General features: G+C 52.0%; 21 protein-coding genes. 9 read left to right on the top strand and 12 right to left on the bottom strand.

Annotated features, from left to right (window positions below; all coding sequences use genetic code 11):
* Positions 1–48 precede the first annotated feature (48 nt).
* The gene (locus EYZ66_RS12035) at positions 49–3,069 is read right to left on the bottom strand and encodes an efflux RND transporter permease subunit (protein WP_160195686.1); all 3,021 of its coding nucleotides are present in this window, start codon (positions 3,067–3,069) and stop codon (positions 49–51) included.
* Positions 3,066–4,127, bottom strand: coding sequence for an efflux RND transporter periplasmic adaptor subunit (locus tag EYZ66_RS12030; RefSeq protein ID WP_009575731.1), 1,062 nt, complete (start codon positions 4,125–4,127; stop codon positions 3,066–3,068). The genes EYZ66_RS12035 and EYZ66_RS12030 overlap by 4 nt, the downstream gene beginning before the upstream one ends.
* Before the next feature lie 99 nt (positions 4,128–4,226).
* On the opposite strand from EYZ66_RS12030, the gene EYZ66_RS12025 reads away from it, so the two are divergent.
* The gene (locus tag EYZ66_RS12025; RefSeq protein ID WP_009575730.1) at positions 4,227–5,822 is read left to right on the top strand and encodes an alkaline phosphatase; all 1,596 of its coding nucleotides are present in this window, start codon (positions 4,227–4,229) and stop codon (positions 5,820–5,822) included.
* A 59-nt stretch (positions 5,823–5,881) separates the two neighbouring features.
* Here the strand turns inward: EYZ66_RS12025 and EYZ66_RS12020 are convergent, their stop codons facing one another.
* Both EYZ66_RS12020 and EYZ66_RS12015 read right to left on the bottom strand, forming a co-directional pair.
* Positions 5,882–6,412 carry a glutathione peroxidase gene (locus EYZ66_RS12020; RefSeq protein WP_009575729.1) on the bottom strand — a complete coding sequence of 177 codons (531 nt, stop codon included), beginning with the start codon at positions 6,410–6,412 and terminating at the stop codon, positions 5,882–5,884.
* A 49-nt stretch (positions 6,413–6,461) separates the two neighbouring features.
* Complete coding sequence (locus EYZ66_RS12015) at positions 6,462–7,736, bottom strand: sigma-70 family RNA polymerase sigma factor (protein WP_160195685.1); 1,275 nt, start codon at positions 7,734–7,736, stop codon at positions 6,462–6,464.
* Positions 7,737–7,853: 117 nt separating this feature from the next.
* Here EYZ66_RS12015 and EYZ66_RS12010 point away from each other — a divergent pair, with 117 nt between their 5' ends.
* Together EYZ66_RS12010 and EYZ66_RS12005 are read left to right on the top strand one after the other, a co-directional pair.
* Positions 7,854–8,816, top strand: a complete 963-nt coding sequence (locus EYZ66_RS12010) for a MerR family transcriptional regulator (protein ID WP_009575727.1) — start codon at positions 7,854–7,856, stop codon at positions 8,814–8,816.
* On the top strand, positions 8,813–9,244 hold the full coding sequence (locus EYZ66_RS12005) for a DUF6482 family protein (RefSeq protein WP_040816586.1): 432 nt from the start codon (positions 8,813–8,815) through the stop codon (positions 9,242–9,244). Before EYZ66_RS12010 ends, EYZ66_RS12005 begins: the two co-directional genes overlap by 4 nt.
* On the opposite strand, the gene EYZ66_RS12000 is transcribed toward EYZ66_RS12005, so the two are convergent.
* The 3 genes from EYZ66_RS12000 to EYZ66_RS11990 form a co-directional block, all read right to left on the bottom strand.
* Entirely contained in the window at positions 9,245–10,636 is a 1,392-nt protein-coding gene (locus EYZ66_RS12000; protein WP_009575724.1) for a wax ester/triacylglycerol synthase domain-containing protein, read from the bottom strand. It lies immediately after the preceding gene.
* A 68-nt stretch (positions 10,637–10,704) separates the two neighbouring features.
* Positions 10,705–12,621, bottom strand: coding sequence for a putative bifunctional diguanylate cyclase/phosphodiesterase (locus tag EYZ66_RS11995; RefSeq protein ID WP_009575723.1), 1,917 nt, complete (start codon positions 12,619–12,621; stop codon positions 10,705–10,707).
* Positions 12,618–13,160 carry a heme NO-binding domain-containing protein gene (locus EYZ66_RS11990; RefSeq protein ID WP_009575722.1) on the bottom strand — a complete coding sequence of 181 codons (543 nt, stop codon included), beginning with the start codon at positions 13,158–13,160 and terminating at the stop codon, positions 12,618–12,620. The genes EYZ66_RS11995 and EYZ66_RS11990 overlap by 4 nt, the downstream gene beginning before the upstream one ends.
* 315 nt (positions 13,161–13,475) lie before the next feature.
* Between EYZ66_RS11990 and EYZ66_RS11985 the strand changes: the two genes are divergently transcribed.
* Positions 13,476–16,034: a TonB-dependent receptor gene (locus EYZ66_RS11985; RefSeq protein WP_009575721.1), complete on the top strand. Its 2,559-nt coding sequence runs from the start codon at positions 13,476–13,478 to the stop codon at positions 16,032–16,034.
* A gap of 58 nt (positions 16,035–16,092) precedes the next feature.
* Here EYZ66_RS11985 and EYZ66_RS11980 read toward each other — a convergent pair whose 3' ends face one another.
* The gene (locus EYZ66_RS11980; RefSeq protein WP_050793407.1) at positions 16,093–17,094 is read right to left on the bottom strand and encodes a DUF3080 family protein; all 1,002 of its coding nucleotides are present in this window, start codon (positions 17,092–17,094) and stop codon (positions 16,093–16,095) included.
* Positions 17,095–17,110: 16 nt separating this feature from the next.
* Positions 17,111–17,731 carry a glutathione S-transferase family protein gene (locus tag EYZ66_RS11975; RefSeq protein WP_009575719.1) on the bottom strand — a complete coding sequence of 207 codons (621 nt, stop codon included), beginning with the start codon at positions 17,729–17,731 and terminating at the stop codon, positions 17,111–17,113.
* A gap of 126 nt (positions 17,732–17,857) precedes the next feature.
* On the opposite strand from EYZ66_RS11975, the gene EYZ66_RS11970 reads away from it, so the two are divergent.
* Positions 17,858–18,268, top strand: coding sequence for a c-type cytochrome (locus EYZ66_RS11970; RefSeq protein ID WP_009575718.1), 411 nt, complete (start codon positions 17,858–17,860; stop codon positions 18,266–18,268).
* Between the two features lie 47 nt (positions 18,269–18,315).
* Here EYZ66_RS11970 and EYZ66_RS11965 read toward each other — a convergent pair whose 3' ends face one another.
* Genes EYZ66_RS11965 through EYZ66_RS11955 form a run of 3 tightly spaced genes read right to left on the bottom strand, consistent with a single transcriptional unit; the run spans position 18,316 to position 22,162 of the window.
* Positions 18,316–20,310 carry a UvrD-helicase domain-containing protein gene (locus tag EYZ66_RS11965; RefSeq protein ID WP_009575717.1) on the bottom strand — a complete coding sequence of 665 codons (1,995 nt, stop codon included), beginning with the start codon at positions 20,308–20,310 and terminating at the stop codon, positions 18,316–18,318.
* A gap of 55 nt (positions 20,311–20,365) precedes the next feature.
* On the bottom strand, positions 20,366–21,865 hold the full coding sequence (locus EYZ66_RS11960) for a YifB family Mg chelatase-like AAA ATPase (protein WP_009575716.1): 1,500 nt from the start codon (positions 21,863–21,865) through the stop codon (positions 20,366–20,368).
* A gap of 57 nt (positions 21,866–21,922) precedes the next feature.
* Complete coding sequence (locus EYZ66_RS11955; RefSeq protein WP_009575715.1) at positions 21,923–22,162, bottom strand: accessory factor UbiK family protein; 240 nt, start codon at positions 22,160–22,162, stop codon at positions 21,923–21,925.
* A gap of 318 nt (positions 22,163–22,480) precedes the next feature.
* Between EYZ66_RS11955 and EYZ66_RS11950 the strand changes: the two genes are divergently transcribed.
* The 4 genes from EYZ66_RS11950 to EYZ66_RS11935 all read left to right on the top strand — a co-directional run bounded on the left by EYZ66_RS11950 (position 22,481) and on the right by EYZ66_RS11935 (position 25,306).
* Positions 22,481–23,164 carry a TorF family putative porin gene (locus EYZ66_RS11950; RefSeq protein ID WP_009575714.1) on the top strand — a complete coding sequence of 228 codons (684 nt, stop codon included), beginning with the start codon at positions 22,481–22,483 and terminating at the stop codon, positions 23,162–23,164.
* 54 nt (positions 23,165–23,218) lie between these two features.
* On the top strand, positions 23,219–23,557 hold the full coding sequence (glnK, locus tag EYZ66_RS11945; protein WP_009575713.1) for a P-II family nitrogen regulator: 339 nt from the start codon (positions 23,219–23,221) through the stop codon (positions 23,555–23,557).
* Positions 23,558–23,587: 30 nt separating this feature from the next.
* Complete coding sequence (locus tag EYZ66_RS11940; protein WP_009575711.1) at positions 23,588–24,823, top strand: ammonium transporter; 1,236 nt, start codon at positions 23,588–23,590, stop codon at positions 24,821–24,823.
* 144 nt (positions 24,824–24,967) lie between these two features.
* Positions 24,968–25,306, top strand: coding sequence for a P-II family nitrogen regulator (locus tag EYZ66_RS11935; RefSeq protein ID WP_160195684.1), 339 nt, complete (start codon positions 24,968–24,970; stop codon positions 25,304–25,306).
* The last annotated feature ends 65 nt before the right edge of the window (positions 25,307–25,371 follow it).

The following is a 25,371-nucleotide window of genomic DNA, read 5'->3' as shown; positions in this document are numbered from 1 at the left end:
TCCTGGAATTTGGTGTGTATACGCCGCCTTGCGGGTGCTGGATTAGCGTTATTGACTACTTTGTGCCCGACCTAAACGCGGGTAGAAGGTCGGCAGCACAAATAAGGTAAAGAGGGTGCCCACGCACATGCCCGCGGCTATCATCAGTCCCATCGCAAATCGGCTTGCCGCGCCGGCACCGTTGGCGAGTAGGAGAGGCAAAACGCCCAGCACGGTGGCAAAGGTTGTCATCAAAATTGGGCGTAGACGCATGGTGGCAGCCTCTGCCACCGCTTCGAAGCGATCTTTACCTTCTTGCTCTAAGCGGTTGGCAAAATCCACGATCAGAATACCGTGTTTGGCGATTAAGCCGACCAGTGTGAGCAAGCCGACCTGAGTATAAATATTCAAGGTTTCCCAGCCCAAGGCCAGTGGTAATAGCGCGCCAAATAAGCTTAAAGGGACGCTGACAAGCACGACTAGCGGGTCTCTAAAGCTATTAAATTGTGCCGATAAAACGAGATAAATCAGTATTAAAGAGGCGCCGAATAAGAATAAAAAGCTATTGCCTTCTTGCACGTAACGGCGGGATTCGCCTTCGTAGCCGGCCCGATAGCCTTTTGGCGCGATGTTCTTAAGCTCTTGCTCCAGAAACTGCAGTCCATCGCCGAGCGTGTTGGGCGGCATCATCATGCCTTGAATCGTAATGCTGTTGAGCTGCTGATACTGCGAGCGGACGTTGGGTTGAACGATGGTGCTTACAGAAATCACAGATGAAAGGGGGATCATTTGGCCGGATAGACTGCGCACATAGTACTGCGACAAATTGGACCCGCTTAGGCGAAAATCATCGGCTGCTTGAGGAATGACTCGATAGGTCCGTCCCTCAATCGCAAAACGACTCACTTCACCATCGCCCAAAAGCGTTTGCAGAGTTTCAGCGATTTCAGGCATTTCGACACCCAAAGCCGCCGCTTGTTCGCGGTCGATATGTACCTTAAGTTCGGGACGAGAGTGACGCAGCGATTTGTTCACAAAGATAAACTTGCCCGACTCGCGCGCCTTGGCAAGCAATTCCTCAGCGACCTGTTCAAGTTGTGCGTAGTCATCGGTTGACGCCACGACAAAGTTGACTGGCAAACCAGAGTCAACGCCGGGTAGCGCCGCCCAGGCAAAGGTATAAATTTCTAAGCCGGCGACGGTCGAGTACTTTTGTTGGGCCTCGGCAATGATCTCTGACTGATGTCGTTCGCGCTCATCCCACAATTTAAGCTCTAAGCCGCCAAAAATTTGATCCTGCTGATTCACCTGCCACGCTGTACGGATTTCGGGAATGGTGCGCCACAAATCAATCATTTGCTGTGTGTATGCGTTAACATAATCGATATTGGCGTAGTCTGGCGGACTTGCGAACACGAAGATACTGGCGTTGTCTTCTTCAGGTGCAAGCTCGCGCTGAGCTAATAAAAAGCTCATGGGTAGGCTTAAAAAAATCACGCCCGCGAATAGCCAAACGGCGCCCCGGTTGGCTAAACAGGCGTCTACGCCGCGACGGTAAATCCTATCGAGGCGATGGAACTGTGCGTCTACCCAGTCGGCGGCTTTGCCCTGTTCTTTTAGGGGGCGCAAAATCTTAGAGCACATCATCGGGCTCAGCGTTAAGGCAATCAAACCCGACACCACGACTGCGCCCGCAAGCGTTAAAGCAAATTCACTAAACAGGGTGCCCGTGAGGCCGCCCACAAAAGCAATGGGGGCGTACACCGCGGCCAAGGTTAAGGTCATGGCAACGACTGGGAGCGCAACCTCGCGAGCGCCGATCAAAGCGGCTTCATAGGGCGTTTTGCCCTCTTCGATGTGTCGGTGAATATTCTCAACCACCACAATCGCATCATCAACCACCAACCCAATGGCGATGACCATGGCCAGTAGGGTCAAAAGGTTCACCGAAAAGTCGACGACCCAGAGGCCAAAGAGAACGCCTACTAGGCTCAGAGGAATTGCAACCAGAGGGATAATGACCACGCGCCAAGAACCCAAAAACAACAGGATGACGCCAATCACAATGAATGTGGCCTCTATGAGGGTCATGCCCACTTCTTCAATGGCTTTTTCGATATAGATCGAGGCATCCGAGTCAGCATCGGCAACTAAATCGGCAGGCATTTCTGCTGCTAGGTCAGCGAGTTTTTGCTTAACGCGCTGAGCTACAGCGAGCGGGTTGGCTCCGGGGGCGCTGGTGATGGATAGAAATACCCCGGTATTTCCTTCGGAGTACACGGTGACGTTGTAGCGCTCGCTACCAAGCTCTACACGAGCTAGATCTTTCAGGCGGACGCGTTGGTCACCGTTTTGTCGAACAATGATTTCACCAAAGAGCTCAGGGTCTTCAATATCGGTTTCAACATCAACAGCGGTTCGAGTCCACGCGCTCTCGACACCACCGGGTGCTGCGCGAACATTGTTACGCTGCAAGGCGCGATTTACCTCGGCAGCTGTGATGTTATAGGCTGCAAGTTTCTCGGGTTGCAGCCAAATACGCATGGCAAATACTGTTCCTGACAAGACTTGTGCTTGACCCACACCCTCGATCGTTGCCAGCTCGGGTTGAATCGCACGGTGCAGGTAGTCTGTAATTTGTTTGGTGTTTAACTGCTCGCTGGTGAAAGCAATGTACATCATGGCGTCATCGCCCTGGCTGGTGGTCACCACTGGGTCTTCGATTTCGCGAGGTAGCTCGTATTTGGCCTCGCTTATTTTCGCGATGACTTCATTTTGCACCATGCTGGTGTCTTCATTTAAGCGCACGTGCACTTGTATGGTCGACATGCCGGGTGCGCTGCTGGCAGTGAGATAATCTATTCCACGCGCGCCAGCTATCCGCCGCTGCAAAGCGTCTGTGACATAAGCCTGTACCGTATCGGCACTCGCGCCAGGATAGGCGGTCTGCACAATAATGAGCGATTTTTCAACCTCGGGGAACTGGCGTAACTCCAAGCGGTTAAAAGACTGTAGGCCCGCAACCAGCAGTAAGGCGCTAATAACAACGGCGAGTACCGGGCGGCGGATAAATACGTCAGTAAAACTCACAGTGGGCTGTCCTCGCTGACGGTCACGCTAGCACCAGAATACAGCTTGTGTTGTCCGGCTGTGATGACTTGATCGCCTACATTGATCCCAGAGCGAATTTCAACCCGCTGCCCCCTGTGCTCGCCGGTCGTTACCATGCGCATTGACGCAATGGGCCCGGTGTCGGCTTGCTCGACGACATACACAACATCGCCGCGCAACGCGTAGGTAACGGCTGTTTCGGGTACAGTAACAGCCTCGGTCTGCTCTTCAAGTAGCACCGCAATACGGACGAACTCGCCGGGGAACAAGTCGGTGCTATTGAGTTGTGCTCTGAAGCGTCGGGTGCGATCGATTGGGTCAAGCCTAGGGTCAGCCTCCGAAATTTGCCCCTCCGCTAAAAGCTCTTGGTTTGCTGTCTCAATGCGCACTCTCAAGCCTACTTGGACATCGCGTGCTTGCGTTGCGGGCAAATTAAATTCGGCCTCAAGATTCTGTATGGTGGTGATGGTCACCAGGGACTCACCAGCGTTGACATAGTCGCCGACATTCACCATGGGGACCCCGACCAAACCTGTAAACGGCGCCAGCAATCGCTTTTGTCGAATACGCGCAAGCGTTTCCTCAACGCGCGCACTCGCTGCCTGGAACTGGGCAGCCCGAGTATCGAGTTGAGTCTGCGATATCGCGTTCTCTTTTGCCAATTCGCGGTCGCGATTCAACAAAGTCTCGGCAAGAGCCAGCTCCGCTTGGTAGCGGCGCAGTTCTGCTTGTTCGATGCTGTCGTCGAGCTGCATTAGGATCTGTTTGTCATCGACGGTTTGGCCACCTTTGAAAAACAAATCAGACACGCGACCTGAGACTTCGGCCTTTAATACGCTTTCTTGGTCCGCGATGATGGTGCCAACCGTTAGGATTTTGCGATGAATTGTTTCTGCTTGGGCAAGTTCAGCGTTGACCGTAACGGGCGCGGGACTGAAGTCCATTTCGGCTAAGGCCGAAAATTTGTTGTAAAGATAGGTCCCAACGCTGCCAAAAATAGCGATGAGTAAGCCGGCGGAAAGTAGGTAGGCTCGCACGGAAAAACTCCTAATCAAATCGATGCGCTAAGCGTAACACGCTTGTTATACGAATAGGTTATGATACGTTCTTTTGAGTGAGTCGGTTTTGGAGAAATCATGAAAAAGCAGTGGCTGGGTGTCGTTGGAACGAGCTTGTTGGTCAGCGCCTGTGCGAGCGAATCTGGGTTGCAGAAGCCCCTTGCCCAGGCGCAGGTTCAGAGTGTGAGTGCTGTCTCACCTACTGGGTATGAAGCGGGCGCTGCTAAGTTGCAGGCGAACTTGAAACGAGCGATCGTTCAAACCCCGGGTGCCGCGAAAAATGTCATTTTATTCGTGGGCGACGGCATGAGTATTCCGACAGTCACCGCAGCACGAATCTACGAAGGGCAGCTTTTGGGCGGTAGCGGCGAGGAGCATAATTTATCGTTCGACCAGTTTCCCTTTGTTGGCTTGTCTCGCACCTATAACACCGACGCCCAAACCCCAGACTCCGCGGGTACCATGACAGCGATGGTCACAGGGATAAAAACCCGTGCGGGCGTCTTGAGCGTGGGTCCTGATGTTATTACCGGTAACTGCGCGTCACAGCAAGGCAATAATCTCAGGTCGATACTCACCTTAGCTGAGCTTGCAGGTAAGCACACGGGTATTGTGTCGACGGCGCGAATAACCCACGCGACACCGGCTGCGTTGTATGCGAACACCGTGAACCGCGATTGGGAGAATGACGCTGAGCTCAGTGAGGAGGCAAAAGACAACGGCTGTGAAGATATCGCTTCCCAGTTAATTAGCTATGCGTCGCGGGCTTCGGCAGAAACGGGCTCTTCGATCGATGGCCCAGAGTTGGTCTTAGGCGGTGGTGCAGGTAGTTTTTTACCCAAAGATGCACAAGAGTCACCATTTACGGGTAAGCGTGGCGATGGCCGTAACTTAATCACTGAGTGGCAGGCCTTAAGTCCAACAGCATCCTTCGTAAGTACTAAAGATGAATTGTCTGAGCTTACTGCGTCGCAATTGCCGGCGTTAGGGTTGTTCAGTGCGTCGCACATGAGCTACGAAGCGAATCGAGTCGCCAAGCAAAACCAAGAACCCAGTCTGGCGGACATGACGCGCAAAGCGATCGAGTTGCTGGATAATCAAAACGGCTACTTCTTAATGATAGAGGCGGGGCGAATTGACCATGCTCACCACGCGGGAAGCGCCGCAGGTGCTTTGAGCGACGCGGTGGCGCTTTCTGACGCCGTTGCGGTAGCAAAAGAGCTCACTTCTGACGATGATACCTTGATTATTGTGACGGCAGATCACAGCCACACGATGACGATCGCGGGCTATCCTCGTCGCGGCAACCCAATTCTCGGGAAGGTTGTGCCCATTGGTGAGCAAGAGGTGGCCTTAGCGACCGATGGCGCGCCCTACACGACCTTAAGCTATGCCAACGGAAGAGGGTATGCCGACTTTGGCGATGAAACCAACGCCGACGTGCGTTACGCGTCCGAGGTTAAGGCGGGTCGCCACTTGCATGCCGAGGTGGACACGACGTCACCAGGTTATCATCAAGAAGCCTTGGTGCCGCTAAATTCAGAAACACACGGTGGAGACGATGTTGGGATTTATGCCAGTGGCCCTGGCGCGCACTTATTGAGTGGAAGTTTAGAGCAGAACGTCATTTTTCATGTGATGCGCTATATGGCAAATCTTCCCGAGCCTAAATAAGCGATATATGATTTGGCAGTTGGTCACGCGTATGTCACCAACTGCCAATGAAACGCCCTTTAAAGCACCGCCTCGATCGCTGCGATGAGATCTTTGTCGTCAGGGCGAGTCATGCTGCCCCACTTCTCCAGAACTTCACCCTCGGCATTAACCAAGTATTTGTTGAAGTTCCAGCTTGGGTTGGACGTTTTCTCGTTCAGATACTTGAACACGGGGTTAACATCATCGCCACGCACTGGCGTAGGTGCCATCATAGTGAACGTCACCCCGTAGTTAACAAAGCAAACTTCAGCGGCTTTTTCTTCGCTGTCGTCTTCTTGTTTAAAGCTGTCGGACGCGAAGCCTACGACCTCAAATCCTCGGTCTTTGTACTGCTTGTACAACGCTTCTAATCCTTCGAACTGTCCCGTAAAGCCGCAGTGACTGGCGGTGTTCACGATTAACATGGGCTTGCCTGCATGGGTTTCGCACAGGTTCACCGTTTCTTTCGAATGGAGTTTGCGTAGGTCGTGGTTCATATAATCTGGGCAACTTGCTAGCGCTGAGCTGCTCAGTCCTAAGATCGTCAAGCTAAGTAACAATTTTTTCACGGAATATCCCTCGATTTTCAGTGTAATACGCAACGTATCTCAGCTTGGTTCACGCTGACAATACTTTGAATGCTTTATTGAGCTCCGTGTCGACTTGAAGTTTGCGCAACGCTGACTTTTCAAGTTGTCGCACCAGCTCTCGGCTTACCTCAAGTTGGTCGGCCAGCTGTGCCAGGGTTCGAGAGGGTCGGCCGTCTAAACCCCAGCGAGCGGTTACGATCATCTGCTCGCGGCGATCTAATTGCTTGAGCTGTTGTTCCAGTAAACGCTTTAGGCTGCGTGATTGCGCCTGTTCCAATGCGGGATTGGCGGCTTCATCCACCAAAGCCGATTCGGGTAATGCGTTGGTGTCTTCGTCGTCGTCACTTTGGATCGACACTGTCAGGTTGGTGAGTTGCGTCAGCTCGCGAACTCGCTCTAGGGTGAATCCGCTGTGTTCTGCTAGCTCAGCGAGCGAAGGTTCCTCGCCTCGTCGATCCATCCACTCGTTGCGAACCCGATACAGTGCGTTTACTTCTTGTGTGACATGGGTTGGGTAGGTGACCAAACTCCCATTGCCCTCACAGACGCGCTGTATGTGCTGATTCGTCCAATTGTAGGCGTAGGTAGAAAATCTGAACCCGAGTCGGTAGTCGAACTTTTCGGCTGCGCGCACCAAGCCGATAATGCCTTCTTGCACCAGGTCACGGACCGCGATGCCGCGGTTTTGGTTCTCTCGGGCCAGTTTGTACACCAGCCGCACGTTGTGCATAACCAGCTTGTCTCGCGCAGCGAGGTATCCCTGGACGGGGCCCATGAGTCCTCGTCGCAAAGCTTCTTTGCGTTCGAATGACCAGGTCTGCCAGCTTGGGTTCCATATCGCTAAGGCGTCGGCTAGGGTATCTTTGCGGTTGCGGCCGCACGCGCGCTCGGCCACAATCGCTAAGCCAACCATAAACGTGGCGGGCCACTGGCTGGCTTCAATGCGCTGCAGAACCTCTGTTTCTGGGGCACCGGTTTGCACGGCTTGTATCAAGGCCTGAGTCGGCGTTAACCAAGATTTGCTGTTAGCTATCGCCTTCAGGTCCCGTTTTAGTGTGAAGTAGTGATTGCGCTGCGCGAACTGTTCAATGTTCGCGGGTTGCTCCAACATCGCGCAGCACACTTCGGTGACGAAGTCCTTACCGTCGGGGTCCTTTAACAGTTGCAGCAGCGCCTGATGAGCAAAGTCCCATTTTTGCTGGTCAATCGTCTGCTCCTGCTCTGCGTTTAACAAAGGGAAACGCTCCGCTTCTCCAAAAAAGAAATCGACATTCTCGTCGATATCACCTGCAAACATCACCATAGGATTCTCCTACCAGCTATTCCTGTACATTTTACGCAATGTACGGCGCTTGGATTTGCTAAACGACTCGATTTGTATAACTATTAGTGAAACAAAACTGAAACAGGCGAGTAATCTATGGGAGCATTCGAGCTAGAGGCGAGGCCACTGTACGGTATTGGCACGGTCGCACGATTGACGCGCATAAAGCCAGGTACCTTGCGTATATGGGATCGCCGCTACGGTTTAGGCGCGAGCTACAAGTCACAGTCGGGGCGAAGAATGTATACGCAGACCGATCTTGAGCATTTGCAAATTGTCGCCAGCCTCGTTGATAGAGGCTACCGTATTGGCGAAATTGCCAATATGGAACGCAAGACCTTGGCCGCTCTGCTAGACCAAGCGGGCGCGGGTCAGGGTGTAACGACGAAAATTAGGATTAAAACCCTGTGTCTTGGATCCGCCTTTTGCGATTGGTTGGACAAGCATCCTAATATGGTGTCGGGCTTGGATGTGCGTTTGATGCGTGAGGAACTTGAGTCTGCTGTCGCGTCAGGTGATCTCGGCGCCTTGCCGGCTCGTATCCTGATTGTGTCGGTGGGTCAACTCAGCCGGACCCAGGTTGATTTGATCGAGCAGGCGCGGCGTCAGATTGGCGCGCCCTTAACGCTAGTGGCTTACGAGTTTGCCAACCCACACTGGATCGAACAGTTGGCAGAGCGCGGTGTTGCTTGCTTGAAAGTGCCCCTAGATCAAGAGCGATTCGGTGTTCACATGGCGGGACTTCGTCAGGCTGTTGAACTGGACCAAGGCAATAGCGATGCCGGTGAACTAGCGCTTCTTAAACCGAGACTGTTTGATACTGCAAGGCTCACTGAGCTCAAGCAAATCGACTCGTTACTGGCTTGCGGTTGTACCCACCATTTGGCGGAGTTGATCGAGTCGTTGTCCAACTTTGAACGCTATTCTAGCGAGTGTGCTGTAGAAGGGTGGTCTGACGCGGCCACACACGCTTGCGTGCATGCGTACATTAATCAAGCGAGATTTTTGGTCGAGCGTGCCTTGGCCTCAGTGTTAGAGGAGAAATCAGATCGTGAGTGAAACCAATCAAGCCGACACTACCGCAACCTTACCCTGCCGAGGCTGTGTCGCCAGCTGCCCTTACAGAGAGCGCTGCCAAGGTACACCGTGGCGCACGTTACCAGAAGCGAGCGCCAAACAACGGGATCGTGGTCATGACTGAAGTGCTTAAACTCGCGCTGGATGACATTAACGAAGCGACGGTCATTGATAAAGTGCTGATCCTGTCGCTAATGCCATCGCTGTATACCGCGCGTCTTGAGATCGACGGTCAAACGTTTCTCTTGACCGAGAAAGGCACATCGATCCGTAGGCCCTCGGCTGAGGCGCTAAAACGTGTTTTGTCTCGGGCGCAGGTTGCCGAGTACCGTATGATTCACTCGAGCGCTTACGATGAAATGATTGGTCAGGGCATCAAAGTCGAGAATCAGATGGACGTGCCTGCCTAGTCAAGCACCCAGCTCGATCACTTCTTCGAAAGCGGCTTTCAGACAGCGTTCAAACCGATCGCTGTCTTCGACTGCGGCTTTGTCTAGCTGTATGCCAATATGGGCGACATCGTTCTGGGTGTACAGGGCGACCATCGCGGCAACGCCCGGCAGCGGGGCGAACGGGTAAGATCTGACAATCTTACTTCCTGCGAGGTAGGGCGCAAAAGGGTAACCCGGCACATTGCTCGCCTGAATGTCGACTTCTGCCATGCTGTCTGCGATCTTATCGACCACAAACTGTGGTGCGCCTTTAATGGTGGGCGCAACCCAAGACATTAATCCTAAGGCGGGTTCTTGCACCGCCGAACGAACCTTGGCGCCAATATCTGCCGCAATTTCATGAGGGTCTTCTAGATCCATGGGCAGCGCGAGTTTCACAGGCGCAATGTGGTTGCCTGCGGTTTGCTCGCTATCATTGCCGCGTCTGACATTCACCGGTATGGTCAAAGGCATGCTTTCTAGGGGGCAATGCAATTCTTCATGGTAACGCTTTAACCCTAGTGTTAGCGCGGTCAGGTAACCATCATTAACCGACCAGCCCAGATTTTTGAGTGCCTGCTTAAAGGGTGGAAACGGAAAATCCCACGCCAAAAATTTCCGTGACATACCACGCTCTGCTAACAATGGTGAGCCTGGCGCGCCTTTGGTGCCATAAAGTCGGAGCACTGAATCCACCAAAGCCTTATCTTCTCGCCACTGTTTAACCGGCGATGCTAGGTGAGCCAGTGCAACCTTTGCTGCGCCTGTCGCAAGGCGTTTGGCATCGGGTAAGCTGTCACGCACATCTGCAGTAGCCCGCGCTAACCAAGACATGGGTTGCGCCGAAGGCGGGTCGAGAAACTCGCGTGGCGTGCCATCGGCTTGAGTATCAAATAACGATAAAAACAGCTGTACAGCGCCCATTCCGTCCGCGATGGCGTGATGCATGCGCAGCATAAATGCGGATTTACCTTCGGGGTGCTTTACGTTATCCACCAACATCGCTTCCCATAAAGGACGCTTTAAGTCGCCGGGCCTGTTGATAAAATTGCAGGCGAGTTGCAGTAGATCATCAAACGAGCTGCCGCGAGGTAGCGCGACGTGTTCAAAGTGCTCTTGCGGGTCAAAGTACTCTGCCGCCTGCCAGCGCGCGAAGCCGACCGGCGTGAGAGCCGGAACCACCACTTGGCGTAAACGAACAAACTCTCTACTGGCACGCTCTAATTGTTCTAGTAGACGGGCAGTGTTGGGCTTTTTATCGAGTATAACGAGTGACAGCACCCAGTTGCGGGTTTTTGGATTGCTCTCGGCGCGCAGCATAATTTCGTCAAGCGCGCTGAGCCTATCGTCAAATTGAAAGCCTTGGGTCATACTGCATCCACAGATCAAAAACCATAAGGATATCGGAATCGCAAAGCAGTGTAACGCAATAAGAGGCGCTACTCTGCCACAAAACGTTCGCTGTTGTGCTTCAGCTCTGCCAAAAACTGTTCGGGTGCCATGGGTCGCGCAAAATAGTAACCCTGCATCGCGTCGCAGTTTAGTGCCGCTAAGGCTTCGACCTGCAACAAGGTCTCGACCCCCTCCGCTACGACTTTGCTGTGCAGTGAGTGACTCATGTCGATAATCGCTTTGGTGATGTTGTGGCTTTCAGAGTGTTCGGTAATTTGATCCACAAAACGTTTGTCGATTTTAATGTAGTCAATAGGCAGTTGTTGCACGTAGCCCAAGCTTGAATAGCCCGATCCGAAATCATCGATCGCTATAGTGCAACCCAGTGCTTTGATGCGATCTAAGCTGTTTTGCACGCGTGTGAGATCGTCCAGAAAAAGGCTTTCGGTAACCTCGATGGCCAAACGAGACAAATCGACTTCTGTTCCCTCGGCGGCCCCTTGAATAGTTGACGCCAAGTCCTGATGCTGGAATTGAGCTGGTGAGATATTGATGGATAGCCAAAAGTCGGGCCTGATCTTTTGTATGGCGCTGAGCTGCTGTATGGCGTTTTTAATGACCCATTCGCCGATGGGCAGGATTAAGCCACAGCTTTCGGCAACGGTTATAAAGTCAAGCGTCGAGCAATAACGCGGGCCCTTGGTCCAGCGCAGTAGCGCCTCGGCTGCAAGCCACTTGCCGTCTTTGGTCGCAAGAGGTTGCAGTGCGAACGAAAACTCATCCTGAGTCACGGCTCGGTGCAAGTTCTGCCGTATGTTGCGGTCTCGTTGTCGGCTCACATCCATGCCGGGGTGATACATGACGCACTTGGGGCTACTGAAACGCGACTGCTTACTTTGTTGGTTCGCAGTTTGCACCGCTTGCAGCAAATTATCGAATTGTTGTCCGTCGTAAGGGAAGCAGGCAGCACCGGCACTGAGAGTGATGGCGACGCGCTCACCGTTGTTCAACTCAAAATGATCGATCGAGGTAACGAGTTGCTCCAAATGATCAAAGGCCTGCGTGGCTTTGACGTCGCTGTTGAATAAAATCACGAACTCGTCAGCGGCTAGACGCGCAATTGACCCCTTGTCCTCAAAACGATCGACCAACAAGTCGGCAAGGGCCTGTAGAGTCCAATCCGCTGTGCGCTGACCAAAGCTTTCGTTAATTAACCGAAACTCGTTTATATCGACCAAACCCAAAGTAAAGCCGGTGCCAAAGTCTTGCGATTGTTGTTTTGCTTTAGCGAACAGTTGCTCGAAGTAATGGCGGTTGGCCACCTGGGTTAATGAGTCAATATTCGACAAGGCCCAGGCCTCTTCTTCGCGTTTGACGTGGTCTTGAACGTCGATCAAGGCGCCAAGCAGAATAGGGTCTTGCGCCTCTGAGCGAGACATGACGGCACTTAATGCAAACCACCGGTACTGATCATCTTGGTCTTTGAAGCGCAGACGAATATCGATTTTTGATTTTAAGTAACTCAGTTCCGAGAAGGTTTCGCGAAAAATGGCGTGGTCGTCTGGATGCAAAGCCTGTTTCAATTTTTTGAAGTCGACAACTTCGTCTAGTTTAAATTGGAGTAGGCTAGTATCGCCACCGTTCACGCGAAATGTGTGGTGGGTGATGTCGTAGGTCCAGCTAACAGCACGTGCAGCGGTTAGGATAATTTCCAAGCGCTCTACCGCGGAGTTCAGTCTGCTCGCGTTGTCTTCTGCAAGTTTCGTTTGCGCGAGTAGTGCGCTGGTGCGCTGTTGGACTTGCTCGTCTAATTGTTCGTTACTGCGCTCTAAAATTTTATTGATTTCAAAGAGTTCTCGGCTTTTCGACTCCAGCAGGCCTTCGGCTTGCTGTCTAGCCGATTTTTCAAGTTCAAGGCGCTTCCTCAAATACGCAACCTTTGGGTCTTCAGTTGACTCGTTCATGCGCGAGTGATGGTTATGTCAGTATGGAAATCGTCGGTTGCATTCTTGTGTTCAAGCTGCACTGAGAGGTTTTCTTGATAGAGGTCTCCAGCTCCGTAAATTAACCCCTCGGCTACGTGGGCTAATGGACGGCATGAGCGATATTTAAGCAGAAGCTGGTTGTCCGAAAGCGGCGTCGCCTCAAATTCCGGGAGCTCAGCATCAGGGTAAAGTTTGAGTACTTCAGGGTGAATGACTTCGTGGAGAGCTTTAAATAGTTCGAAGCTACTGCCAAAGTTTAGGCCCATGCTGTCCAATTGCGCATGCAGTTTTGGGTAGAGAAATTTACCGTAACTTACCATTAGTGCGGGTGCTGGCACGGCGGTAAGCTTGCTCAGCATGCCTACCAAAGCCAAAATTTCGGTGTGATCATACGTCCCGACCGCCGTGTAGGCTCCCCCGGAGGGTAGATCACATTGGTCGATTAATTGCGCTGCAATTTCAAATCCAAATGCTTCCTCTACCAAGTCGAAAAATTCGGTAAAAATAATGCCCTTCATAAATCACCAATCAGCCAGAATTTGGCATTGTTTTAAGCGGTATAGCATATAACGCCTATTTCTCATAAGCAAAAGCAGGGTGTTAGTGAAGCGATATTTTTTGCTGCTAAAGGTATTTATTGAACACTTTTACTCGTCAAGACAGTGCGACTCTTGTGCGCGCTGCCCAGGGCTAAAGATTCTGTAAAAGGCACATACATTAAAAATTCACGTTAAAAAATGGTCACATTTAAGCAAATTAGCAACGCAAGTGGGTACACTAGCTCTGGGTGAGGTCAGCCCGCTAATAAGATCTGTGAATCGTGAGGTATCCACATGAAGTCGAATAAGTTAAAAATCTTAAGCATCGCCGTTCCCTTAGCGCTTTCTAGCACTTTCTCCCAAGCGCAGGGGGCACTTGAAGAAATTATTGTCACTGCCTCAAAACGAGCGCAAACGCTGCAAGAAGTGCCGATCGCGGTAACTGTCACGTCGGCGGAAACAATCGAACAGGCGGAAATCCGCGATGTACTAGATTTGCAGTCGGTGGTGCCTTCGCTACGAGTGTCGCAGTTGCAAAACTCGAACCAGACCACTTTTATTATTCGTGGTTTTGGTAATGGTGCGAACAATCCCGGCATTGAGCCGTCAGTGGCGGTATTCGTGGACGGTGTATATCGCTCGCGCGCGCAAAGCCAAATCTCTGATTTGCCCAAACTTGAGCGCATCGAAGTCTTGCGTGGCCCCCAGAGCACCCTGTTTGGTAAAAACGCTTCGGCGGGTGTGGTGAGTGTGGTTACCGCGGCGCCGACTTACGAACCCGAAGGTTACATCGAACTGGGCTTGGGTAATTACAATAACAAAACTGCTAAAGGCTATTACAGCACCGGTTTAAGCGATACGGTTGCTATGAGTGTAAGCGGCTCTGTGAATAAGCGTGACGGTTACGCCGATAACTTGACTACCGGTAATGATGTGTCTGATCGCGACCGTTGGGGCGTTCGGGCCGATTTATTGATCGAGCCTTCCGATACTAGCCGTATCCGCATCATTGCAGATTACGACGAGCTTGACGAAATCTGCTGTACCGTGGGTAACGTTGTTAACGGCCCGACAGGCGCAGCGGTAGTGGCTTTGGGTGGTGCGCTTGACGCTGAAAACCCCTTTAGCTACGACGTTTATTACAACAACGACAGTATCAATATCGCTAAAAACAGTGGTGTTACCATCAACGCCGAATTTGATTTCGGTGGTTTTGATTTGACCTCGATTACCGCTTACCGAGATTCATTTTTGAATCAGCCATTTTCTGATGTGGACTATGGTGGTGCTGACTTAATTGGTAATCAGCCCACCTCGACCGATATTCAAACTTTTACCCAAGAGTTGCGTATTTCGGGTAGCACCGATAAAACCGATTGGGTCGCGGGTATTTTCTATTTTGACGAAGATATCGATTATCGTAATGGTTTAGATTTTGGTACAGCGTTCTCAGGTTACGTTGATATTTTAACGGGTGGTGCCGGCACCGTATTGGGCTTAGAAGCCGTGCTAGGCTATGCACCTGGCACGTTCCACAATGGCGTGGCAGTGCGCGAATACGCGAAGCAAAGCAACCAAGCAACATCGATTTTCGGTCAGATGGACATAGCGTTGAATGATCGTTTAACCGCGACGGTTGGTTTGAGCTACATCCAAGACGAAAAAGATACGAGCCTTCGCCAAGAAAACTCAGACGCGTTTTCAAAGTTAGACTTGGATGGACTAGATGGTTTAAATGCTTTGGTAGGGTTTACGCTAGCTCAGCAGTTCCCCTTGGTATTTGGCGGGTTACCCTTCAGCGCCGAGAACGTTGGATTAGTCACCTCAACGCCCGAAGGTGCGGCAGGTTTCTTACAGCTGCAGCAAGGGGTAGTAGCCGGCGTGTCTGCCTTAGATTTGAGCGACCCCTCGCAAAACCCACTGTTGGGTTTACAGGCCCTGCAGTTTTTGCCGCAGTTATTGGGTTATCCGAACGCCGGCAACAGCGGAACGTCGGATGACTCGAAAGTCACCTATACAGCGCGCTTAGCGTATGACTGGACCGAGTCTATTAACGTCTATGCAAGCTTATCAACGGGATACAAGGCGACGTCATGGAACCTGTCGCGTGATTCGCGTCCTACTGCGGCAGAGGTGTCTGCCTTAACTGCTGCGGGCGCGACGCTTCCAGCTAACTTGGTTGTAGGTACGCGCTTGGCGGGCCCTGAAGAGAGCGAAGTGTTCGAGCTGGGCTTGAAAGGCGCCTTTGATTGGGGCTTTGTCAATGTGGCGGTGTTTGATCAGACCATTGAGGGCTTTCAGTCGAACACCTTTACCGGTGCGGCATTTGCCCTAGCAAATGCGGGTAGTCAGTCGGCGCAAGGTCTTGAAATTGATTTAGCCTACAATGCCACTGAATCGCTTACTTTGGCCTTCTCGGGCGTATTCCTCGATCCCAAGTACGACAGCTTTAAAGGGTCTGCTTTGGGCGATATTTCTGGAACCCAACCTGGGGGCATTCACGAGCAAAGTTTATCGTTAGCCGCGACCTATAACTTCCAGTGGTCAGGTTATGAAGGCTATGTTCGGGCCGATTACCAGTACGAGAGCGAGGTGGATATTCAGGATGGCGGCGCATTAGACCCATCATTTGCGACCTTAAATGCTGTAGGTGCTGCGACGCGTGAGATGAACGTTGTGAATGCATCTGCGGGCATGGACATCGATGGTTGGGAGGTCAGCGTGTGGGCGCGCAACTTGTTTAACGACGAGTATCTTATGACCAACTTCCCATCGGTTGCACAGGCTGGCAGTTTCAACGGTTACCCAAGCCCGCCGCGCACTTTCGGTTTGAATGTGCGCAAAAACTTCTAACGCCGTTAGATGAGAAGTATCGCAAAGGGGGCCTTAGGCCCCCTTTTTTTGGATGGATCTAACAGGGATTGATCACCCGTTTAAGCGTCTTAACGTGGGCGACGGTCAATGATTTCATCGCCTGAATGTAATCGTCTCGCTGCTCCCGCCAACGATTGTATTCAGCCGAACTCGCTTGGCTGAGTAAGTTTTCTAGCTGATTGCTTGCCTGCTGAATGTTTTCGGCTCGGCTCATGATTGGGGCGAGCCATTGCTGTACGCTTCCAGCAAAGTATTTGGCGATCACAGTTTCAAGAATGGTTCTTCGACTCTCCGGAGAGCAGGCATGTTGTTGTGTGTACTCGCCTAGGGTTGTGTTCCAGCGGCTAAAAAACTCGTGACCTGTTTGGGTGGCGCTAAGTATCACGCCGCCATCGCCTGACCGAAGAGTGTTCAAGTGCGTTTCGAACATTTGGCTGTCGGCGACATAGTCGCCCCTTAGCCAATTGTCCGCCATGGCCGTTATCGCATCTAAGGCTTGAAGTACCTGGTCGCTGGTGGTGTCGCTTGGGTAGCCTACTGGGATTTTCTGGGGTTTCCAGAATTGATGCCACTCGGGGCCCGCGAGCGTGGCGTTGTGAATTTGTCGTGCTAATTGCTGCTGTTTAAGAATTTGGCTCTGTTCGAGTAGAGACACCAACTCTTGTTGGTCAGCTTTAGACTCCAGGTGCGCAATGCAGGCAGGCGCATGGCGTAAGAATTCTAAATCGAGCAGTAAACGCTGTGAGGGCGGCGCTAATTTACCCAGACTTGAGTTGCGCTTACCAATGGTGATTTGAAGCTCACAGCCCGTTAACGCCAAAAAATCGAGCGTGCCAATGTCGGAGTTCTGCAGCTCAAGTTGCAACGCCTCTGCTCTTGGCTTGCGGGGTGCTGCAGCGATCGCCATCGACTCGAAGTTAAGGTCTAAAGTGCGACTAAGTCGCGCTTCGTAATCGCTTAGGATAGCTTCGCCGCTATGGTCAGAACACGCACCTAGGCAGATTGTCAGTGCGATCCAAAAACGGCGGCTTAGCCTCATTATGTGGACTCTAGACCTAATCCAGAAGGGCTTTTACGCGATCGCGAAACGCTAAGAGATTGCTCGCGGTCTCTGGAACACGCTCACGTACCCAGCCAGCAAAGTTCATCGCGACATACAAGTCGATATCGGCCAGCGTGACGCTGTTGCCGACTAAGAAATCTTTACCCTCGAGCGCCGTATTTAGTACGTCCCAGCAGTGTTGAATCCGCACCTGTCCACGCTCAACCAGGGCTGGAATTTGCGCCAAGTTGAGGGGGCCTGGCAGCGCGCGTCCCTCAAACGCGGGGTTGCCGTTACGTAACATATCGGCCACTGCGCTCAACAAGGTGGTAAAAATTTTATGATCCCATTCCAGTACCTGGGCCTTTTCTAGGGCGGTTGCCCCCATGAGTGGCGTATCGGGGTGCAGTAATTCTAGATATTGGCAAATTGCAATCACTTCTGTGAGTTGCTCGCCCGAATCTATAACCAAGCAGGGAACGGTGCCGCTGGCGTTAATGGCTTGGTATTCGGGTTTAAGTTGCTCGAGTGCACCCAAATCAATTTGGGTGGTGGGCAACTCCAAGCCTTTTAGCTTCATAAAGTACACCAAGCGCTGAGGGTTGGGTGCGGGATCGTAGTTGTACAGATGCATGTTTAGCCCTTTTTGTTGATTCTTAACACAGTTTGCCCAAATTAATGCGCACTCACAAATGTTCCCGGTTTTTAATCTGGGTGTTTATCGCTATAATGCCGCCACTTTGGAGAAAGGGGTAGGATCATGTTCAAAAAATCTGTGATTGCAATTTTCGCGGTAATGGTCGCGTCGGCTGCTTGGGCTCTGTCGGATAAACAGCGCTCTGATATCGAGGCGCGTATCGCGCCGGCAGGTAAAGTGTGTATGCAGGGCGACACTACCTGCGGTGGTGCCGGCGCACTTGCCAGCTCAGGACCGCGCAGCGGTGAGCAAGTTTACAACACCTATTGCACGGCTTGTCACAGCGTGGGTGTATTAGGTGCACCTAAAACCGGCAGCTCAGACTGGATTGCCCGAATCGACGCCAAAGGCAAAGATACTGTGTATGCCAACGGTGTGAACGGTATTGGCGCGATGCCTGTTAAAGGCACTTGCGGTGACTGTTCTGATGACGAAATCTATGCAGCGATCGATTTCATGCAGCCGCAGGGCTAAAAACCGCTCAATTGCAGAATGGCGCGCCTCGGTGCGCCATTTTTGTTTTAACCCAGTAGATTTCGAAGTCCTGCGAGCGTTTCCGAGCCACGTGCCGCGTTCACTTCAGCCGATTGTTCCTCGTCGTCGTAGCGCTCTAGTAAGTCCGTCGGTAACTCATCTACAAAGCGACTAGGCTCGCAGCTCATGTTTTCGCCAAACTGGCGCCGCTTGCGAGCGTAAGAAATGGTTAAGGTCTCGCGCGCGCGGGTAATGCCAACATAGGCTAAGCGACGCTCCTCTTCGACAGTATCGGCTTCGATGCTGTTGCGGTGTGGCAGGATATTTTCCTCAAAACCTATGAGGTAGACATGCGGAAACTCTAAGCCTTTAGCCGCATGTAGGGTCATTAATTGCACACTGTCGGGTCCAGAGCGTTCTTCTTCTTGCTGCTCCATCAGGTCGCGCAGCATCAGTCTTGCTATTGCTTCCTCTAGTGTTAGATCTTGGTCTTCGATGACTTTGTCCAGGCTGGCGACCAAAAACTCGACGTTGCCCATACGCCTTGCTGCGACGTCATCTGAAGAACTCGTTAGCTGTAAGTGCCCCTCGTAGTTAAGGTCATCGATCATGGCGCGAATGGGTTTGGCGTCGCGCGCCTCAAAGCACTCGCGTTCCCAGTGCGCGAGCCACTCGGCAAATTCGGTCAGCGCATTTTGTGCCGCTGCTGCCAAGTCTTCAATCTGGTTTGCACGACTGGCCGCGTCCTTCAGGCTGATGTGATGCTCGTGCGCAAAGCGACCTACGGCTTCTAGGGTCACCGCTCCGATCTTACGTTTAGGCACATTGCAGATGCGCAAAAACGCGTTGTCATCGTCTGGGTTTACCAGTAAGCGTAAATAACAGAGGATGTCTTTAACTTCGTTACGCGCAAAAAACGAGGTGCCTCCACTTAGCTGGTACGGAATCTGAAAGCGCTGCAGTTCGAGTTCTAACAACCGCGCTTGGTGATTGCCTCGATACAGAATAGCGTACGCGCCGTAGCGCAAGCCGCGGCGCATTTTGTGGTCGATAATTTCAGCAACGACTTGTTCGGCCTCGGCATGCTCGTCGGCCGCTGCTTGAATTCTTACTTTGTCGCCTCGCCCCAGCTCGCTCCATAGCGCTTTGTCATAAATGTGTGGGTTGTTGGCGATGAGCTCGTTGGCACACTGCAAAATTGTCGCCGTTGAGCGATAGTTTTGCTCAAGTTTGATGACTTTTAAGTTGGGAAAGTCCTCGCCTAAAGCAACCAGATTTTCGGGTTTGGCGCCACGCCACGCGTAGATCGACTGGTCGTCATCACCCACGACGGTGAGACCCGAGTTAGTGCCCATTAAATGTCGAATCAGCTCATACTGGCTGCCGTTTGTATCCTGATACTCGTCGACCAACATATAGCGAACGCGGTTTTGCCAGCGATCTTTTACGTCGAGGTGCTCGCGAAATAGGATGTTGGGCAAGAAGATCAAATCGTCAAAGTCCAGACTGTTGTAGGCGCGCAAGGCCCGTTGATATCGCTCGTAGCATGCGCTGTGTAGGATATCTAAATGGGTCTCGGCGGTGCTCTGCGCTTGCTCCGGGGTAATACCATCAGCCTTGTAGGCGCTGATGGCGTTTAGGATCAAGGGCGCTTGGTCTGGGTCGGTATTCAGCTCCTGTACGAGTAGCTCTTTCATGATGGTTACAGCATCTTGTTGGTCAAAGATACTAAAGCCAGGGCGAAGGCCCAGCAGATGGTGCTCTTTACGAACAATAGATAAACCCAGCTGATGGAACGTACTGACCCATAAGCCCTTGGCTTTTTCGCAGATGCTATTGACGCGGGTACGCATTTCGCGGGCCGCTTTATTGGTAAAGGTGACCGCCACCACTTTTTTAGGTGGTAGTTCGCATTGCTCTACCAGATACGCAATTTTTTGGGTGATCACACTGGTTTTACCGCTGCCGGCACCAGCGAGTACTAGCAAAGGGCCGTCTAAATAGCGAACAGCGTCACGTTGCGCGGGGTTCAGTGTCGTCACGAATAGGGGTGCCTAAAAAAAGCGCTAGGGTATCAAATTTTAGCGGGCAAAGCTGTTAGAAAGGACCTCTGTTAAAGTTAATTTGTCGGTAGCTGAGCGCTTCTAGCATGTGGTTTTTTTCGATCATCTTCGCATCCGCAAGATCGGCGATGGTCCGAGCCACTCGCAAGGCTCTGTGCACCGAGCGCCCCGATAACTGAAATTTATCAGCCGCCAGAGTCAGCGTGTGTTTGGCGGCATCGCTGCAGTGTTCATTTGCTAGGGTGTCGCCTTGGGCTCTGGCGTTCAGTGCGTTTTGGCGTTGCTGTGCGCAGGCCTGCGCTTGAGCGACTCGAGCGGCTACGATTGCCGATGCTTCCCCATGATCACCCTGTTCCAATAGGGTTCTGGCATCTAGGCGTTCGACTCGACAAAACAAATCGATGCGGTCAAGCAGAGGTCCCGATAAACGCGCCTGATAGCGCTCGATCTGATCGTTGCTGCATCGGCAACGGCGCTCTGGATCACCCAAATATCCGCAGGGGCAAGGGTTGGCCGCCGCAATTAACTGGAAGTTAGCGGGGTAGGTGACGCTAGCTTTAGCGCGATTAATGCGCACCGACCCCGATTCTAGGGGTTCACGCAACATATCCAAGGTTGCGCGCGGGAACTCTGCGATCTCATCCAAAAATAATACACCGCGATGGGCCAAGGTGATTTCCCCCGGTTTGGGTTTGGAACCGCCGCCCACCAGAGCGACAGCGCTAGCGCTGTGGTGAGGTGCACGAAATGGGCGTTCATCACTTGCACTATTACTGGTCATTAAGTCCTGAATAAGCCGTACCTCCAATAAATCAGCTGTGCTCAGCGGCGGCAGGAGACCGGCAAGGCGGCTCGCGAGCAGGGTTTTTCCGGTCCCCGGTGGGCCATATAAGAACACATTATGTCCGCCTGCTGCGGCGATCTCGAGCGCGCGTTTCGCCTCGAGTTGGCCTCTTACCTCACTCAGATCGGGCAGTCTTTTATGTGCAAGTGTTGCCCGGTTACTTTGTATGCGGACAGGTTTGGCGTTGCGCAATTGCGCGCAGACATCGAGCAGAGATTCTGCGCCCATCACGAAACAGTCGGGCACTTGGGCGGCTTGAGGTGCACAGGCCTGGCTAACCATGAGTTTGCAGTCTGAAGTGGCGCACGCGTGGGCGCTGGCCAGCACGCCCGTAACTGGGTGCAATGCACCATCAAGACCCAATTCACCGATAAACTCGTATTGCGATAATTTTTGTGTATTGATTTGGCCTGACGCAGCGAGAACGCCCAGCGCAATGGCTAAATCAAAGCGGCCACCTTCTTTGGGCAAATCGGCTGGCGCAAGATTAACGGTGATTTTGGCATCGGGAAAATCAAAATGGCTGTTAATAATTGCGCTGCGAACGCGATCTTTGCTCTCGCGCACGGTGGTCTCGGGCATACCCACTAAGTTGAAGCCGGGTAAGCCGCTACTCAAGTGGGTTTCTACTCGCACTAAGGGGGCATCGATGCCCACCAAAGCACGGGCTTTTATCACAGATAATTGCATAGCTCTTCCTTGAGCAAATGTTGATGTCGGCGCGCAAACTAGCGCGGAGCTACTGGGTTAACCGTTTTCTTCGAGTAGCTTGATTTGCGCTTCAAGCTCCGCAATGCGTTGTTGTGCGCGCGCTAGCAGCGCGCACTGTGCATCGAATTCCTCGCGCGTTACCACGTCTAATTTTGCCAGCATGGTTTGCATGAGGGCCTTGGAATTCTTATCTAGCTCTTGTTTTAGCCCGCTATCTTCAGCGAGCCCTTTAAATTGGCTAAGTAGATCGCCAATTGGGGGCGGTTTGAGCGCCATGAGCGTGTCTCCTAATGTGTTATGCACAGTGTAGAGCTTTGTGTTTCGAACAAAAAGTGCTGTGTACGTCAAAAGTCATCAATGTGAACCGATTTGGTGCACCACCTTGGTGCCCAGCGCTTTTTTGGGGCGGATGATGCCTCACGGGAATTCATATTTGGCTTTAGATTTCTCGTGAATTTTAGCTTAAACCACTGACGTATATGAAAAAAAATGCTTCTTGGCACGCGGGGTGCAAAAGAGATCGTGCAACAGATGCACCAGGCCTAGTGTCGCTGGTCGAAGTGCACACATTACATACTCTAAAGGAGACAACACATGTTCAACAAAACAAAACTTTCCGCTTTGGTCGCTGCTTTGGCATTAACGGGTGCCGCACAAGCATCCGCAGAAATTAGTGGCAACGTATCGCTGGTATCCGACTACTCGTTCCGCGGCATTTCGCAGACGGGCGAAAAAGGCGCTATTCAGGGTGGGTTCGACTACGCCGCTGAATCGGGCTTTTACGCAGGCACTTGGATGTCAAACGTTGAGTTTGGCACCGAGTCGAGCACCGAAATGGACCTTTACTTTGGCTATGGCGGTAGCATGGGCGATCTTGGCTACGACGTTAGCTATATTTACTTCGACTACGAAGGTGACGCTGAGTTCGATTATCAAGAATACGCGCTCGCCCTCAGCTACGGCGATTTTAGCTTTGGCGTGAACTACTCGTCGGAATACCTCGGCGATGGTGGCCCTGACTTCGTGTACCCCTACGTTGGCTATTCGATGGCATTAACCGAAGGTTTGTCACTTGATTTGCACTACGGATACAGCGATATCGACGCCGCGGATTTCTGGGGCCCAGGTGAAGACTCATACTCTGACTACAGTGCCACGCTGGGCTTTAGCGCCGGCGGTGTTGACTTCGGATTAGCGTTTGTGGGCACTGACTTAGACGATGACGTCGTCGCAGGCTCTGATGATCGTTTGATCTTGTCAATCTCAAAAAGTCTGTAATCGCATTTCGAGATCGCAGCCCGCGCAGGGCTGCGTACGCAACAGGAGAGCAATATGAAACTCATAACAGCAATTGTTAAGCCATTTAAGCTTGATGACGTGCGTGAAGCACTGTCTGAAATCGGAGTACAGGGTATTACTGTGACCGAAGTCAAAGGCTTTGGGCGGCAGAAAGGGCACACCGAGTTGTACCGAGGTGCGGAGTACGTGGTCGACTTTTTACCTAAGGTAAAAATTGAGATTGCGGTAGCGGAGGCATTGGCTGATCAGACCATTGAGGCGATCACCAAAGCGGCTAATACCGGCAAAATTGGCGACGGCAAGGTATTCGTTTCATCGCTAGAGCAGGTGATTCGAATTCGAACTGGCGAAACCGGGGAAGAGGCTATCTAGTCATCCTGTAAATTACGAGAGAGCATTGTTATGGAAAACGAAATATTTCAATTACAGTACGCGCTCGATACCTTTTATTTTCTGGTATGCGGCGCCTTAGTCATGTGGATGGCAGCGGGCTTCTCTATGCTCGAGGCGGGCTTAGTACGAGCCAAGAACACCACTGAAATCTTAACCAAAAACGTCGCGTTGTACGCGATTGCCTGCACCATGTACATGATTTGCGGCTACGCCATCATGTACGGCGGCGATATTTTCTTATCGACGATTACTGGTGACGGTGTCACAGGGGCAGAGGAAGCGGCTACTTACGCACCTTCGGCTGACTTCTTCTTTCAGGTCGTCTTCGTAGCCACGGCTATGTCGATTGTATCTGGCGCGGTAGCAGAGCGTATGAAACTCTGGGCGTTTTTGGCCTTTGCCGTTGTTATGACGGGCTTTATCTACCCAATGGAAGGTTCCTGGACTTGGGGTGGCAATTCCGTATTCGGCATGTATAACCTAGGTGACTTAGGATTCGTTGACTTCGCGGGATCAGGCATCGTGCACATGGCTGGTGCAGCTGCGGCTTTAGCAGGTGTGATGTTGGTTGGTGCGCGTAAAGGAAAATACGGCGCGGATGGCTCAATTCACCCGATCCCGGGCGCAAATTTGCCCTTAGCGACGCTCGGTACCTTCATCCTATGGATGGGCTGGTTTGGCTTTAACGGTGGCTCGGTGTTGGCAACGGCTTCTGTCGAAAGTGCTAACGCGGTAGCGGTTGTATTCATGAACACCAACGCTGCGGCAGCAGGTGGCTTAATTGCTGCGTTGATAACAGCGCGTTTCATGTTCGGAAAAGCCGACCTCACCATGGCGTTGAACGGTGCTTTGGCCGGCTTGGTAGCAATCACTGCGGGTCCTGACACTCCGACCGCCTTGCAAGCAACTATCTTTGGTGCGATCGGTGGTGTCTTGGTTGTGTTCTCGATCATCACCCTAGACAAGCTGAAAATCGACGATCCCGTCGGTGCGATTTCAGTCCACGGTGTCGTTGGTTTGTTGGGTCTGCTGTTAGTCCCAGTCACAAACAGCGATGTCAGCTTCATGGGTCAAATCATCGGTGCACTTACCATTTTTGTATGGGTGTTCGTGACCAGCTTCATCGTATTTACGATTATCAAAGCGGTTATCGGTCTGCGTGTCTCTGAAGAAGAAGAGTACGAAGGTGTCGATATCTCAGAATGCGGTATGGAAGCTTACCCAGAGTTCGGTGGATCGAACTAAAGTCTTGCGGGCACACCTATGTGTGCATCTTCGGGGGCCAATGGCCCCCTTTTTTTTGACAAGATTTTATAGAGCCCATGTTTCATTGGTTTGATGAAATTTGTGTTAGGCTATGCCTATCTAAGACCCACAAGGATATACCGCATGAAATTGGTCACCGCGATTATTAAGCCGTTTAAAATGGACGACGTGCGCCTGGCTCTTTCGGAAATCGGCGTTCAGGGAATAACGGTCACGGAGGTCAAAGGCTTTGGCCGTCAGCGAGGGCACACCGAACTGTATCGCGGCGCTGAGTACGTCGTAGACTTTCTGCCTAAGTTGAAACTTGAAATTGCCGTTGCCGAATCGCAAGTTGATGCAACCATCGATGCAATCCTTAAATCTGCCAGTACTGGCAAAATTGGCGATGGCAAAATCTTTGTTTCACCGCTTGAGCAAGTGATCCGTATCCGCACCGGCGAAACTGGCGAAGAAGCGGTTTAAGTATTTGTTTCAGTGGTGGACGTTTAACGATCCGCCTTCACGTCTCAGCCAATTTCTTGCGGATC

The organism is Aequoribacter fuscus (genome assembly GCF_009910365.1).
Taxonomy (GTDB): Bacteria; Pseudomonadota; Gammaproteobacteria; order Pseudomonadales; family Halieaceae; genus Aequoribacter; species Aequoribacter fuscus.
This window is presented reverse-complemented; position numbering and strand designations above follow the sequence as displayed.

Excerpts from the sequence above, each read along its gene's own strand:
- EYZ66_RS11985 (WP_009575721.1), top strand. The coding sequence starts at position 13,476 with ATGAAGTCGAATAAGTTAAAAATCTTAAGCATCGCCGTTCCCTTAGCG.
- EYZ66_RS12010 (WP_009575727.1), top strand. The coding sequence starts at position 7,854 with ATGGGAGCATTCGAGCTAGAGGCGAGGCCACTGTACGGTATTGGCACG.
- EYZ66_RS12000 (WP_009575724.1), bottom strand. The coding sequence starts at position 10,636 with ATGACCCAAGGCTTTCAATTTGACGATAGGCTCAGCGCGCTTGACGAA.
- EYZ66_RS11970 (WP_009575718.1), top strand. The coding sequence starts at position 17,858 with ATGTTCAAAAAATCTGTGATTGCAATTTTCGCGGTAATGGTCGCGTCG.
- EYZ66_RS12015 (WP_160195685.1), bottom strand. The coding sequence starts at position 7,736 with ATGGTGATGTTTGCAGGTGATATCGACGAGAATGTCGATTTCTTTTTT.
- EYZ66_RS12025 (WP_009575730.1), top strand. The coding sequence starts at position 4,227 with ATGAAAAAGCAGTGGCTGGGTGTCGTTGGAACGAGCTTGTTGGTCAGC.
- EYZ66_RS11940 (WP_009575711.1), top strand. The coding sequence starts at position 23,588 with ATGGAAAACGAAATATTTCAATTACAGTACGCGCTCGATACCTTTTAT.
- glnK (WP_009575713.1), top strand. The coding sequence starts at position 23,219 with ATGAAACTCATAACAGCAATTGTTAAGCCATTTAAGCTTGATGACGTG.
- EYZ66_RS11960 (WP_009575716.1), bottom strand. The coding sequence starts at position 21,865 with ATGCAATTATCTGTGATAAAAGCCCGTGCTTTGGTGGGCATCGATGCC.
- EYZ66_RS11995 (WP_009575723.1), bottom strand. The coding sequence starts at position 12,621 with ATGAACGAGTCAACTGAAGACCCAAAGGTTGCGTATTTGAGGAAGCGC.
- EYZ66_RS11950 (WP_009575714.1), top strand. The coding sequence starts at position 22,481 with ATGTTCAACAAAACAAAACTTTCCGCTTTGGTCGCTGCTTTGGCATTA.
- EYZ66_RS11980 (WP_050793407.1), bottom strand. The coding sequence starts at position 17,094 with ATGAGGCTAAGCCGCCGTTTTTGGATCGCACTGACAATCTGCCTAGGT.
- EYZ66_RS11990 (WP_009575722.1), bottom strand. The coding sequence starts at position 13,160 with ATGAAGGGCATTATTTTTACCGAATTTTTCGACTTGGTAGAGGAAGCA.
- EYZ66_RS11955 (WP_009575715.1), bottom strand. The coding sequence starts at position 22,162 with ATGGCGCTCAAACCGCCCCCAATTGGCGATCTACTTAGCCAATTTAAA.
- EYZ66_RS11975 (WP_009575719.1), bottom strand. The coding sequence starts at position 17,731 with ATGCATCTGTACAACTACGATCCCGCACCCAACCCTCAGCGCTTGGTG.
- EYZ66_RS11935 (WP_160195684.1), top strand. The coding sequence starts at position 24,968 with ATGAAATTGGTCACCGCGATTATTAAGCCGTTTAAAATGGACGACGTG.